Raw genomic sequence first — 12298 nt, forward strand, 5'->3', positions numbered from 1 at the left:
GGGCGGGAGGGCGAGCAGCTCCACGGCGGCTTCGTCCAGGAGCGCGTCGTCGTCGCCTCGCGCTGCGCCGGTCATTGCTCCATTCTGACCCCCGCGTCAGATCGAGACCACTCCGGGGCGGGGCCCGCGGATCTCGCGGTGGAGCTGCTCCATGCGCGTGTCGAGCTCGGCAGCCGTGTCGGCGGCATCCTTCAGCTGGTCGAGGAGGTCAGCGGGGACGAGGCGCTCGTACTTGTAGTAGATCTTGTGCTCGAGGCTCGCCCAGAAGTCCATCGCGATCGTGCGGAACTGCACCTCGACGGGCACCTGCACCCGCCCTGTCGAGAGGAAGACAGGCACCTCCACGATGACGTGCAGGCTCTTGTACCCGTTGGCCTTCGGGTGGGCGATGTAGTCCTTCACGTCGCGCACGGTGATGTCGTCCTGTTGCGTGAGCAGGTCGGAGAGGCGATACGCGTCGTCGATGAAGCTGCACGTGACACGGATGCCGGCGATGTCGGTGATCGCGGCGCGGATGGAGTCGAAGTCGGTGTCGATGCCCTTGCGCCGCACCTTGTCCACGAGGCTGTCGGGCGTCTTGACCCGGCTCGAGACGTGCTCGATCGGGTTGTAGTCGTGCATCTCTTGGAACTCTTCGCGCAGGATCGCGATCTTCGTGTCGACCTCGGCGAGACCGAAACGGTACTCCATGAGGAACCTCTGGAACTCGTCGCGCATCGCACGAAGCGCCCCACTCGAGACGGTGATCTGCTGATCGTCCAGCGAATCGGCCATGCTGCCGACGGTAGCGAAGGCAGATACGAGGGGCCTGTGAGCCTCAGGCGCGCGGGGGCTCGGACTCTCGCGGGACGAGTTCGCCGTCGACGACGTCGATTCCGATGAGGCCGTCGAAGACGTCGGGGAGGTCGGCGGGTTCCTCAGCGGGCTCGATCGGCGACGGGGGGTGTCGGTCGTTCACGGCGATCCTTCCGTGGGATACCTCTACGGTGGCAGCACGAGTCGACGAGCCGAGGTGGCTTGACACCCTCGGACCGACGACATATCGCACACGGACGCGCGCGGTTAGTCTGGACGTATGGGGACGATCATCTACGGAAGCTCGACGAGCGTTCATATCGAGGATCGCGCTCTCGCGCACCTCAAGGTCGTCATCTCGACGAAACTGCGCCGAGGTGAGAGCTTCACGTTGTCGTGGCGTCACCTCGACGACGAGCCCCGCGGCCGCAGCACGCTCTGGCTCCACCCGGCGATCCCCTTGCGCTTCGTCTTCGACGACGCCGAGCCCACGAAGCTGAGCCGGGAATGGATCGAGCGCCTCTCCGAATCGGCGAACTCCTCGGGGGGCATCATGCTCGTCGCCGAAGACATCGCTCCCTCGCGTGACGCGGCGAGCGACTCCTCGACCCGCTGAGCCTCAGGCCTCGTCGGGCGAGCTGTCCTCGGAGGGTTCCGGCGTGATCGCCAATCCGTTGGGACCGGATGCCGCGAGCATGAGGTCTTCGACCCACACGCGGTTGATGCGCGGCTGACGGCTGCCGTAGAAGTGGAACTGGATCGGCACGGAGGGGTGCATCCAGAAGCTGCGGCGACCACTGCCGTCGCCGACTTCGACGTCGAACATGAACGACTCCGAGCGGCGCAGCTTGTTCATGACCACGATGCGCAGATGAGCCAACGTACGGTCATCGATATCGACGGCGTTGGCGACGGTGTCGTAGATGAATCTACCCATGGAATCGAGCCTATCCGAGGAACGCAGATTCGCTCCGTTTGGCGCGTGCCATGCCTGCGGAGCGGAAATCAACCCCTTCGATCCCCTCGCGGCGACGTGGGTAGCGTTCTTGTGTGGGAACGCTCTACTACGGCGACGTCGCGACGCCGATCGAAATGGAAGACCGCGCGCTGGCGCACCTCAAGGTCGTCATCGCGACCAAGCTCCGTCGCGGAGAGAGCTTCACCCTGTCGTGGACCCACGGGCCAGGCCAGGAAGTGGGACGCAGCACGGTATGGCTGCACCCCTCCATTCCCCTTCGGTTCGTCTTCGACGAGCCGGAACCGGCACTTCTCAGCCGCGCCTGGGTGGAGGAACTGGCGAACTCGGCAAACTCCTCCGGAGGTCTTCTCGTCGTCCCCGAGCCCGGGACCGAGACCCCGAACCCCTGAGCGACCTCCCGCGCAGGTCGTACGGGTCGTCCGTCAGTGCGCGGCTTCCTCGACCGGGTCGACCTGGTCGACCGCATCTTGGAGGCGCCCGAGACACGCGATGACGACGTCGCACTCCTCGGTCGTCATATCGGACACGGCTGCCATCATGCGCGTGTGCATCGAGCCGAGCGTCGCGCGCACCTCGGCGTCACTGGCCGCGGTCGACACGATCCGGACGCTGCGCCGGTCCGTGGGGTGCGGCACGCGGGTGACGTGACCGGACTTCTCGAGCCGATCGATGATCGCGGTGGTCGACGCGGTGGACACCCCGAGATAACGCGTGAGTTCCGCGGGCGTCACGTGACGATCCTGACCCGCGGCGCGCAGGAGGTAGCGCAGGACGAGGAGGTCGTTCTCGCCCATCGACATCGCCTCACGCGTACGACGGCGCATGGCGACCTCTGCGGCGCGATAGACACGAAAGGCCTGTAGGACCTCGACGGCACGACGCCGACGATCTTCCTCTGTCGCGCCGTACCAGTAGCGCGACGACTGCGAGCCGTCTTCCACCCCGGCATCCTATGTCAGCGCCGCTGTCCAGGCCCCTGCCGCTGCGCGAGAAGGACGGGTAGCATGAAGACATACATCGGCTAACTAGTTGATAGGACATCGAGACAGTAGCTCCGCGAGGGTTCACGGGAGGTGACATGAGGCGCACGGCCACGGCAGATGATGTGGTGAAGGCTCTCAGCGACCTCACCGACTCCAGCGCGATCTCGGAGCGCGCCGCCCTGCAGTCTCTGGGCATCGGCCCCAACGACGCGAAAGTCCTGCGCTTCCTTCTCGAGCGCAGCGAAGACGACGACCCGGTGACACCGCGGTTGCTCGCCGACATGCTCGGCATCACCTCTGCCGCGACCACGACCCTCATCGACCGCCTCGCGGAAGCCGGATGGGTCGCCCGCGAGCCCTATCCGGGCGATCGACGGTCGATCGTGGTGCGCGCGACCATCGACCCCGAGTCGCCGGCGCGCCGTGTCCTGTCGGTGCGCCGCGCCTCGGTCGCCACGGCCGCAGCGAAGCTCGACGCTTCCGAGCGTCGTATCGTCGCCGACTTCCTCGACGACATCGCTCGCGTCGAGAAGCAGCACGTCGACGGCATCGCCTCGGCCGACGTCGCGTCCCGCTCGACCTGACGCGCAGAGCGAACGGGACGCTCCGCGGTCAGGCCGAGTCTCGGCCGGTGGCCGACTGGAGACGGTCGATCTGCTCGGACGCCTCGGCTTTGGTGAGGTCGGCGGGGATCTCTTCGCCGGCCTCGCGCGCGAGGGTGTCGAGGTAGCTCCGCTGCGGCGCCGTCATCGGCTCGTCGCCGGTGACCCAGTCCGAGGGGTCCTTCTCAGCCGGGTTCTCTCCGTCGCGGACGGCACCCAGGGTCTCTTCTTCACGGGAGGAATCGCTCATGGCCCCGAGGTTAGGCGTGAGCTCCGACACCGTCCGCGGGATTGACAGGGCGCCCAGGCGGGTGCGGCATCCTGGATCGATGACGAGCGACCCGCCTCCCACCGACGTCCAGGTCGAGACCTACCGACGCGGTGACGCGCGCACGCGCGTGACGCGCGTGTCGACCGGAGCGGACACCGGAAGAGCTTTCGTCCTCGTCGCGGGGATCGGGGTCGCGTCGACCTATTTCGAGTTCCTCGCGCCCCTGCTGGCATCCGAGGGCGATGTCTACGCGCTGGACCTCCCCGGTTTCGCCGGGGTCCCGGCATCCGGAGAACAACCGACGGCCGCGTTCTTCGCCGACCAGGTCGAGGGCGTGCTCGACCACTACGGTCTGCGAGACCCCGTGCTCATCGGCCACTCGATGGGGACGCAGGTCGTCACCGAGGTCCTCACGCGCCGAGACCTGTCCCACGCGGTGCTGGTGAGTCCGGTCGTCGACGAGGGAGAGGCGCGAATGGGGGTGCAGGCTGTCCGGTTCGCGCAGTCCACCGCCCGCGAGTCCCAGCACATCGCCCTTCTCGCCGTCTCGGCCTACCTGCTGTGCGGGTTCCTCTACTTCTTCGAGACGCTGCCGCACATGCTGCGGTATCGGATCTCGGATCGCATCGTCCAGGCGCGGGCGCGTCTGCTGCTCATCCGCGGCGAGTTCGACCGCCCGTCGCCGCGCCGCCTGCATTCGAGGCTCGTGTCGCGCGCGCGCTCCGCCCGCCGATGGGAGATCGAGGGGGCCGCGCACTGCGTGGTGAACAGCCACGCGGTCGGCATCGCCCGCCTCACGATGGCGCACGTGCGCGACGAGCTCGGTCCGAAGGGGCGGATGCCGGCCGCCGAGGCCGCCGTGCCTCCGGCGCGGCACGCGGATGTGCGCATGGTGCTGGGCGCCATGGCGAGCAGGCTCGCGGAGTGGATCAGCGCCGTCCGCAAGGACGAGACGGGCGTCGGACGGGCCAAGGCACAGCACGCGCGCGTGCTGTGGGAGGCCTACCGGCCCGGCCGGTAGCTACCTCGCGGCGAGCCGGACGGCAACCCCCGCGACCGACCGGCTCGTCGCCCGGAGCATGGGCTGGTGCTGTTCCGCCCTCGCCCGCGTGCGTCATGAGACTCTCCCCCTCACTCGATCCTCGCCGCTGGTGGCACGACGCGATCTCCGCTGATCGCCTCCTGCTCGCCGCCAAGACGGCCGCCGCCGCGGCCCTCGCCTGGTACCTCGCTCCCTTGGTGCCCTTCGCGCAGAGCGAGTACTCGTACTACGCCCCGCTCGGCGTCCTGGTGAGCATGTACCCCACCGTCGCGCGCTCGGCAACGAGCGGCGCGCAAGCCGTGGTCGGCCTCGCCCTCGGCATCGGTCTCGGCCTCGGGAGCCTCGCGGTGGTCGGCGCGGGCTTGGCCCGCATCGTCGCGGTCGCGATCGTCATCCTTATCGGGGTCCTGCTCGCCGGGGTTCGGGCGCTCGGCGTCGGCCGCGACTGGGTGGCGATCGCGGGGCTCTTCGTCCTCCTCCTCGGCGGCGCCGACCCCGACGGTTACTCGTCGTCGTACCTCATCACGATGGCGTTCGGAGTGCTGGTCGGGGTCGCGGTGAATCTTGTCGTGGTCCCGCCCCTGCGGATCACGCGCGCCGACGATCGACTCGCGCAGCTCCGCGATGAGCTGGGCGCGGCGCTGCACCGCATCGCGGACTCCCTGGCCGGGCACGCCTTCGATCCGGATGCCGCCGACAGGGCGACCGCGGGGCTCACGGGCACACTCGCCGACGTCCGCGAAGAGGTCGAGCTCGCCGACGAGAGTCGTCGTTACAACCCCCGAGGCCGCCGCCTGCAGGCTCCCCGCGACCTCAACCGCCGACGACTGGACGCCCTGACGGGGACCGCCGACGCGACGCGGGAACTGTCGGCATCCCTGTCCCGCCTGACGGCGGGGCCGGACGTCGAGACCCGCATCCCCGACGACGCCCGCCGCGCCCTGGCCGGGGCGATCGAGGCCGTCTCGCGCCTCGTCACCACTCCCCCGGATCCCGACGCGACCGCGGAGCAGCTCGACGAGGCGGAGCGGGCGCTGACCGCCTACACCGATCGCCTCCGCGCTCTCGCCGCCCCGGAGGAGCCCCTCGACGCGTGGGAGGCGGCGGTGAGCCTGCGGCGGGTGATCGCGGCGTGCGGCCCGTTCTCGGATCCGGACGCCGACACGGCGACGCGGTGACGGCGGTGGCGGACCGGCACCGCGCGGCATCCGCTCGCGGACGGGTCACCGTCGCGACGTGATGGCCGCGGTGTCGAGCGCGCGTTCCAGAGCCGCCGCTGTCGCGACACGGGCCGCCGCCGGGACCGCCGCGAGGAAGCCGCCGACGAACGTGTCTCCCAGGCCGATCGTGGTGGGAGCGGCCGTGTCGACCACGAACGCGGCCACCCCCGTCGCGCGGAGACGCTCCTCGGCAGCCGCGACGACCGCCGCACCTCCCGCATGACGCGGAAACCGCGCCGTCTCGTCGAGGTCGGCTGCGGTGCACGCGTCGCCGAGTCGGTACCGCGTCGCCGCGGTGCACACCGCGCTGTCGAGAGCCGCGCGATGCGCCCCCGCATTCGGGCCGACCGCGATCGCCCAGTACCTCGTGTGCACGACGACGGCCCGGGCGGGGATGAGGACGTGGATCTCGGCGAGCGCGTCGGCGACGTCGTCGACGTCGAGCAGGTCGACGGCGCGGCCCAGGTACTCCTGCAGCTCGTCCTCGTTCATGCCGTACACATCGATGCGATCGAGGAGCCGCCCGCGCACCGCGCCGGAGAGTTCGCGCCGATAGAACCCGGCGTCCTCGTAGTACACGAGCGCATCGGGTGGCAGCCGGGTCATCGCCGCCACGAGGTCGTCGAGCCGCCGCTGCAGCAGGTCGGCATCCTGCATCGTGTTGAACCCCGACACCAGGAAGGCCGCGGCGTCCGCGAGCGCGTCGCCGAGGGCGGGGGCGATCGCCATCTCGCGGTTCGGGGCGTCGTCGGCGAAGATGATCCGGTTCGACGAGGGCGCGCTCACCTCCCCGTCGAGAAGACGCACGATCGCGCCCGCGGGGTACTGCACGATCAGGTGCGGGTCGAGCGTGTCGCGCGTGGCCGACGACACCACGCGCATCGACCGCGGGAGCAGCCGCCGCACCGTGTCGTCGATGCTCACGAGGTGCTGCACGGTCGGGACGCCGATGCGGTCGAGGGCGATCCCGGCCCGCACCCCCGTCCCCCCGAGGGTGGTCTCGACCTCGAAGTGCGCGGCGAAGCGCTCGACGATGTCGCTGGACAGGACGAAGCGCTCGCCTCCCCCGCCCGTGGCGAGGAAGGCGAGCACCGTCACGACGAGCGCCCGCTCGTCGATGATCGGCGTCGTGGTGGTCAGCTCGTCGGAACGGATGCCGTACCCCTCCGCGAGCGCGGACAGGACGGCGGCATCCCATCGGATCTCGTAGTCGACGGTCCCGCCGAGTCCGAGGACGAGGTCATCTGCCATGGCGCCGATCATCCTCCGGTCAGTACAGGTCGGCCTTGCCGGCGGCGCCGAACAGGTCGATCTTCTCGGCCGCGGTCACCTTCATCGCCGCGATGCACTCGGGCTGGATCGCGTTGGGCTCGCGCAGGCGCCGGTCGGTGCCGAGCACCTCGCGCATGCGGTCGTGGTACGCCACCTTGATGTCGCTCGAGATGTTGATCTTGTTGATGCCGAGCGACACGGCGCGCGAGAGCTCGGCATCCGGGTTGCTGGATCCGCCGTGCAGCACCAGCGGGATGCCGACGGCCGCCTTGATCTGCTCGAGCAGATCGTGGCGCAGCTCGGGGTTCTTGTCGGAGGGGTAGAGCCCGTGCGAGGTGCCGATGGCGATCGCGAGGCTGTCGACGCCGGTCTGCTCGACGAAGCGCACCGCGTCGTCGACGTTCGTGTAGATGATCTCGGCCGCGCCCGACTCGCCGTAGCTGTCGTTCGCGCCGATCGTGCCGAGCTCGCCCTCGACCTGCACGCCCACGGCGTGCGCCGCCTCGACGACCTTGCGGGTGAGGGCGACGTTCTGCTCGAACGGCTCCAGCGACGCGTCGATCATGACCGAGGTGAAGCCCGCCTGGATCGCGGCGACGATCTGCTCGTACGTTCCGCCGTGGTCCCAGTGGATCGCGACGGGGACGCTCGAGCGGTGCGCGCGGGCGTGCATCGCGGGGATGAGGTCGGTCGTGATGTGCGAGACCTCGTCGGGGTGGATGGCGATGATGACCGGAGCGTTCTTCTCCTCGCTGATGTCCATGATCCCGGTGAACATCGCCCAGTCGCTGATGTTGAAGGCCGGGATGGCGAAGCTGTGGGCGTTCGCCACGTCGAGGATGGACTTGCCGGTGTAGAGCACGGATTTCTCCTTGTTCGGGGGTGGGTAGGCGGGATCAGCTCTTCACCGAGCCGGCCGTGAGGCCGCTGATGAAGAAGCGTTGGAAGAAGAGGAAGAGCACCAGCACCGGGATCGAGCCGAGGATGCTCATCGCCATGATCTGGTTCCACTCGTAGGAGTGCTGTCCCATGAGCAGCTGGATGCCGATCGGCACCGTGCGCATGTCGATCGTGCGCGTGAGGGTGAGCGCGAACAGGAACTCGTTCCACGCGATCATGAAGGTGTAGATGCCGACCGACACGATGCCCGGGATCGAGATCGGCACGAGAACGCGCCACAGGGCGGTGAAGGAGCCGGCCCCGTCGACGCGGACGGCCTCGTCGAGCTCCTTGGGGAGCGTGTTGAAGTAGCCGGTCATCATGATGATCGCGTAGGGCAGCGTGAACACCATGTAGGTGAAGATCAGGCCCGGGTAGGTGTTGTACAGCCCGAGCCCGACCATCAGGCCGAAGTACGGGATGAGCAGCGTGATCGGCGGCACCGCCTGAACGCTGACGATGATGACGTTGACGATGCGCTTGCCGCGGAACTCGAAGCGGCTGAACGCGTACGCGGCCTGGATGGCGACGAGCAGCGTCAGAATCGTCACGGCCCCGGCCACCACGTAGCTGTTGATGAAGAACCGCACCGTCTCGGGGTTGGTGAAGATCGACACGTACGCGTCGAACGAGAAGGTGTCGGTGATCAGGCGCGGCGGCAGTTCGAAGATCTGCGTGTTCGACTTGAACGAGCTCGACAGCATCCACAGCACGGGACCGGCGGCGAAGACGGCTCCGATCAGCAGGCCGATGAGCACGCCGGCCTGGGCGAGACGGCGACGCGTGCGGCTGTTCGTCGTGCGCCGGGGCGCGGGTGCGGCCGCGGTGCGCGGCCGCGCGGGGGTGGTCAGGGCCATGTCAGTCCCTCGCCTTCTGGTGGCGGACGTAGAGCACCGCGATGATCATCGACATCGCCAGCACCAGCACCGCCGAGGTGGATGCCATGGAGAAGTCGTACTTCGCGAACGCGAGCTTGTAGGTGAACGTGCTGAGCATCTCGGTGACGTCGATGGGACCGCCGCCGGTGGTCAGCCAGATGAGGGCGAACTGCTGCGAGGTCCAGATGAGGTCGAGCAGCACGAGGCTGACGATGATCGGACGCAGCTGCGGGACGGTGACGTTCCAGAACCGCTGCGCGGGGCTCGCCCCGTCGACGGTGGCGGCCTCGTACAGGTCGCTCGGGATGCCCTGCAGGCCCGCGAGCAGGCTGACCATGAAGAACGGGTAGCCGGCCCAGATGTTGATGAAGGTGACCGTGCCGAGGGCCAGCTGCGGCGACGCGAGCCACTCGATGTTCGTGTTCAGCAGGAAGTTGACGATGCCGTTCGGGGCGAGCAGCATGCGCCACAGCACCGCGATGACGGCGACCGTGAACAGCCAGGGGAGCACGTAGAGGCCGCGGAAGACGGCGCGGGGCACGGCGCCGATGAGCCGGCTGTTCAGCAGCATCGCGAAGGTGAGGCCCAGGACGAGGTGGGCGGCGACGCTGGTCAACGTGAAGAAGAGGGTGTTGCCCGTGGCCTTCCAGAAGCCCGGGTCGGTGAGAATCGCGACGTAGTTGTCGACGCCCACCAGGTCGGGGCTCTTGTTCAGGATGACGTTGTCCTGGAACGAGTAGCCGATGACCATGACGATCGGGACGATCATCAGGACGAACAGCAGGATCAGGGTGGGCGAGAGGAAGACGTACGCCTCGCCCGCCTTACGGAGCTGGCGGGTGCGGCGCGAGGCGGGTCGTCCGGTGACGATCAGCTCGGTGTCGGGGGGAGTGAGAGTGCGCATGGTCATGGTGTGCGGCTTTCGATGAGCGGGATGCCGCACCACCCGCGCGGGCGGTGCGGCATCCCGGATCAGGGTCGGATCAGAACTCCGACGTCCATTCGTCCTGCGACTTCTTCAGCGCGTCGCTCATGGACTGCTGACCGTCGAGCGCGGACTGGAACTGCTCGCCGAACTGGCGCATGAGCTCCTCGGCGACGGGGAGACCGGTGAACTCGTTCGCCGGGTATCCCTTCTTGTAGATGTCGAAGGCCGTCTTGAACAGCTCGTCGTCCTCGACGAAGGTGGGCACGCTCTCGGTGTTGCCCGGGAAGGCCTTCGCCATCGTCGACAGCTCGCTGTTGACGTCCTTGCTCATCAGGAACTGCACGAGCTTGAAAGCGGCGTCCTTGTGCTCGGAGTTCTCGGCCACGCCGATGCCCCACGAGGCGTAGGGGATGCCGCGTTCGCCGGAGAAGCCGTCCTCGGCCGGGATGGCCGAGATGGAGAATTTCAGGTCGGGGTTGGACTCGCGGATCAGGTTGATGTGCGCGAGCGAGTCGATCATCATCCCGACGCGGCCGTTGGTGAACTCCTCGACCTTGTCCTGCTCCTTCATGGTGAAGGATCCGGGGGCGATGACGCCGTCGTCCCAGAGCTGCTGGATGTAGTCGGTCGCCGACGAGACGTCGGAGTTGGTCAGGTCGGGCTGGCCGTCCTTCAGCATCGATCCGCCCGAGGCCCAGACCCACGACATGACGTCGTTCTGGACGCCGTTCGGGGCTTCGAGCGAGAGCGGGAGAACCCAGCCCGAGACGTCGCCGCCGAGCGCCTTGATCTTCTTCGCCGCGTCGGCGAACTCGGTGCGCGTCGAGGGCGGGGCCGAGACGCCCGCCTGCGAGAGGAGGCCGTCGTTGGTGAACATCGGGTAGACGAAGTTCACGACCGGGATCATGTAGGTGCTGCCGTCGACCTTGATCTGGCTGGCGAGCTGGCTCTCGTCGTATCCGGAGTCGCTCATGAGCTTCGACAGGTCGGCGATGACGCCCTGCTTGGCGAAGTCGCTCACCCACGCTCCGTCGAGACCGACGACGTCGGGCATGGTTCCGGATGCCGCGCCGGCGAAAAGCTGCTCCTTGGTGGAGGCGTACGGGCCGCTCACCAGGTCGACCTTGATGCCGGGGTTCTCCTTCTCGAACTGGTCCATGAGACCGCGGAACTGGCCGTCGCCGAGCTCCGGCTCCCACCACTGCGCGAACTCGATCGTGACGTCCCCGTCGGCCGAGGTGGCCGAGGTGTTCGACGAGCACCCCGCCATGGCCAGGAGGGTCGTGGCCGCTGCTGCGACACCGACGAGCTTGATGGCGTTCCGACGCCGGCGCCCGCTGTTGTCCATCGTTTCTCCTCGTTGAGATCTGCTGTATTTCGCGCTGTTCTGCGCGTTCTTGCTGCTTTAAGCATGAGTATGCGCCGACTTGCGGTAGTCGTCAAGAAGCTGATGCACATTCGTGATTATTGCGGCGTCGAACGGCGCGAAAAGCGGCGAAAGAAGCCGGGTTACTGCCGTTACGTGCGGTTTTCCGTCCACAGATGCGGTTTCACGGCCTCCCCTGTGCTAGAGATAACCGCATGGACGGACACACGGCCTCGACGAAGCGACGACTCCCGGCGGGACGGAAAGCGGAACTGGCGGCCTACGTCGCCGAATCGGGGCAGGTGACCGTCGTCGACCTCGCGTCCCACTTCGGGGTGTCGATCGACACCGTGCGCCGCGACCTCGACCAGCTCGATCGAGAGGGAATCGTCGTGCGCACGCACGGCGGGGCCGTGAGCGCGATGTCGGTCCCCGGCCGCGACCGCGGACTCGACGTCCGCCTGCAGATGCAGATCGCCGAGAAGGAGCGCATCGCCACCCTGGCCGTCGACCTGATCGAGGACGGGTCCGTGTTGATGCTCAACGCCGGCACGACGACCCTCGCGGTCGCGCGCGCGCTGCGCAACCACCGCAATCTCACGATCGCGACGAACAACCTGCGCATTCCGGCGGAGATCTCGCCGAGCGTCTTCCGCGACCTCTACATCTTCGGCGGCGCAGTCCGCACCATCACGCAGGCGACGACGGGGCCGGTGACGCTGGCGATGAACTCGCACACCCCCGAGGTCGACATCCGCTGCGACTACGCGCTCATCGCGGTCGGCGCGGTGGACGCCTCGGGGTTCTCGACCAGCAACCTCGGCGACGCGACGATGATGAGCGAGATGATCCAGCGCGCCGACCGCACGGCGATCCTCGCCGACTCGACCAAGCTCGACCGCCGTCTGTTCGCACAGGTGGCCCCGCTCGAGAAGGCCGACTATCTCATCACCGACGCCCCGCCCTCTCCCGAGCTCGCGGCCGCGCTCGCCGAGGCCGGGGTGACGGTCGTCACTCCCTGAC

Annotated in this window: 16 protein-coding genes; 6 read left to right on the top strand and 10 right to left on the bottom strand. The window is 68.1% G+C overall.

Annotated elements, in window-relative coordinates; genetic code table 11:
- Positions 1–96: 96 nt before the first annotated feature.
- Together NS220_RS02115 and NS220_RS19945 are read right to left on the bottom strand one after the other, a co-directional pair.
- Positions 97–774: a GTP pyrophosphokinase gene (locus NS220_RS02115; RefSeq protein ID WP_058622457.1), complete on the bottom strand. Its 678-nt coding sequence runs from the start codon at positions 772–774 to the stop codon at positions 97–99.
- A 43-nt stretch (positions 775–817) separates the two neighbouring features.
- Positions 818–958, bottom strand: coding sequence for a hypothetical protein (locus NS220_RS19945; protein WP_193755246.1), 141 nt, complete (start codon positions 956–958; stop codon positions 818–820).
- A 117-nt stretch (positions 959–1075) separates the two neighbouring features.
- Between NS220_RS19945 and NS220_RS02120 the strand changes: the two genes are divergently transcribed.
- On the top strand, positions 1076–1411 hold the full coding sequence (locus NS220_RS02120) for a DUF7882 family protein (RefSeq protein WP_058622458.1): 336 nt from the start codon (positions 1076–1078) through the stop codon (positions 1409–1411).
- Between the two features lie 3 nt (positions 1412–1414).
- Here NS220_RS02120 and NS220_RS02125 read toward each other — a convergent pair whose 3' ends face one another.
- The gene (locus tag NS220_RS02125) at positions 1415–1732 is read right to left on the bottom strand and encodes a DUF7882 family protein (protein ID WP_058622459.1); all 318 of its coding nucleotides are present in this window, start codon (positions 1730–1732) and stop codon (positions 1415–1417) included.
- Between the two features lie 113 nt (positions 1733–1845).
- On the opposite strand from NS220_RS02125, the gene NS220_RS02130 reads away from it, so the two are divergent.
- Positions 1846–2163: a DUF7882 family protein gene (locus NS220_RS02130; RefSeq protein WP_058622460.1), complete on the top strand. Its 318-nt coding sequence runs from the start codon at positions 1846–1848 to the stop codon at positions 2161–2163.
- A gap of 33 nt (positions 2164–2196) precedes the next feature.
- Here NS220_RS02130 and NS220_RS02135 read toward each other — a convergent pair whose 3' ends face one another.
- On the bottom strand, positions 2197–2715 hold the full coding sequence (locus NS220_RS02135) for a MarR family winged helix-turn-helix transcriptional regulator (protein ID WP_058622461.1): 519 nt from the start codon (positions 2713–2715) through the stop codon (positions 2197–2199).
- 137 nt (positions 2716–2852) lie between these two features.
- On the opposite strand from NS220_RS02135, the gene NS220_RS02140 reads away from it, so the two are divergent.
- Positions 2853–3341 (top strand): MarR family winged helix-turn-helix transcriptional regulator, encoded by a 489-nt coding sequence (locus NS220_RS02140; protein WP_058622462.1) that lies wholly within the window; start codon positions 2853–2855, stop codon positions 3339–3341.
- Positions 3342–3369: 28 nt separating this feature from the next.
- Here NS220_RS02140 and NS220_RS02145 read toward each other — a convergent pair whose 3' ends face one another.
- Complete coding sequence (locus NS220_RS02145; protein WP_058622463.1) at positions 3370–3609, bottom strand: DUF3072 domain-containing protein; 240 nt, start codon at positions 3607–3609, stop codon at positions 3370–3372.
- A gap of 79 nt (positions 3610–3688) precedes the next feature.
- On the opposite strand from NS220_RS02145, the gene NS220_RS02150 reads away from it, so the two are divergent.
- Positions 3689–4651, top strand: a complete 963-nt coding sequence (locus tag NS220_RS02150; RefSeq protein ID WP_058622464.1) for an alpha/beta fold hydrolase — start codon at positions 3689–3691, stop codon at positions 4649–4651.
- Positions 4652–4746: 95 nt separating this feature from the next.
- The gene (locus tag NS220_RS02155) at positions 4747–5850 is read left to right on the top strand and encodes a hypothetical protein (RefSeq protein WP_058622465.1); all 1104 of its coding nucleotides are present in this window, start codon (positions 4747–4749) and stop codon (positions 5848–5850) included.
- Between the two features lie 45 nt (positions 5851–5895).
- Here NS220_RS02155 and NS220_RS02160 read toward each other — a convergent pair whose 3' ends face one another.
- The 5 genes from NS220_RS02160 to NS220_RS02180 all read right to left on the bottom strand — a co-directional run bounded on the left by NS220_RS02160 (position 5896) and on the right by NS220_RS02180 (position 11257).
- Positions 5896–7143, bottom strand: coding sequence for an ADP-dependent glucokinase/phosphofructokinase (locus tag NS220_RS02160; RefSeq protein ID WP_058622466.1), 1248 nt, complete (start codon positions 7141–7143; stop codon positions 5896–5898).
- 19 nt (positions 7144–7162) lie between these two features.
- The gene (locus NS220_RS02165) at positions 7163–8026 is read right to left on the bottom strand and encodes a ketose-bisphosphate aldolase (protein ID WP_058622467.1); all 864 of its coding nucleotides are present in this window, start codon (positions 8024–8026) and stop codon (positions 7163–7165) included.
- A gap of 34 nt (positions 8027–8060) precedes the next feature.
- The gene (locus NS220_RS02170) at positions 8061–8960 is read right to left on the bottom strand and encodes a carbohydrate ABC transporter permease (RefSeq protein ID WP_081322937.1); all 900 of its coding nucleotides are present in this window, start codon (positions 8958–8960) and stop codon (positions 8061–8063) included.
- 1 nt (position 8961) lies between these two features.
- The gene (locus tag NS220_RS02175; RefSeq protein ID WP_058622468.1) at positions 8962–9891 is read right to left on the bottom strand and encodes a carbohydrate ABC transporter permease; all 930 of its coding nucleotides are present in this window, start codon (positions 9889–9891) and stop codon (positions 8962–8964) included.
- 73 nt (positions 9892–9964) lie between these two features.
- Positions 9965–11257 (bottom strand): ABC transporter substrate-binding protein, encoded by a 1293-nt coding sequence (locus tag NS220_RS02180; RefSeq protein ID WP_058622469.1) that lies wholly within the window; start codon positions 11255–11257, stop codon positions 9965–9967.
- Positions 11258–11490: 233 nt separating this feature from the next.
- Between NS220_RS02180 and NS220_RS02185 the strand changes: the two genes are divergently transcribed.
- Positions 11491–12297, top strand: coding sequence for a DeoR/GlpR family DNA-binding transcription regulator (locus NS220_RS02185; protein ID WP_058622470.1), 807 nt, complete (start codon positions 11491–11493; stop codon positions 12295–12297).
- The last annotated feature ends 1 nt before the right edge of the window (position 12298 follow it).

Origin of the sequence: Microbacterium testaceum (assembly GCF_001476655.1) — a bacterium.
GTDB classification, from domain to species: domain Bacteria; phylum Actinomycetota; class Actinomycetes; order Actinomycetales; family Microbacteriaceae; genus Microbacterium; species Microbacterium testaceum_C.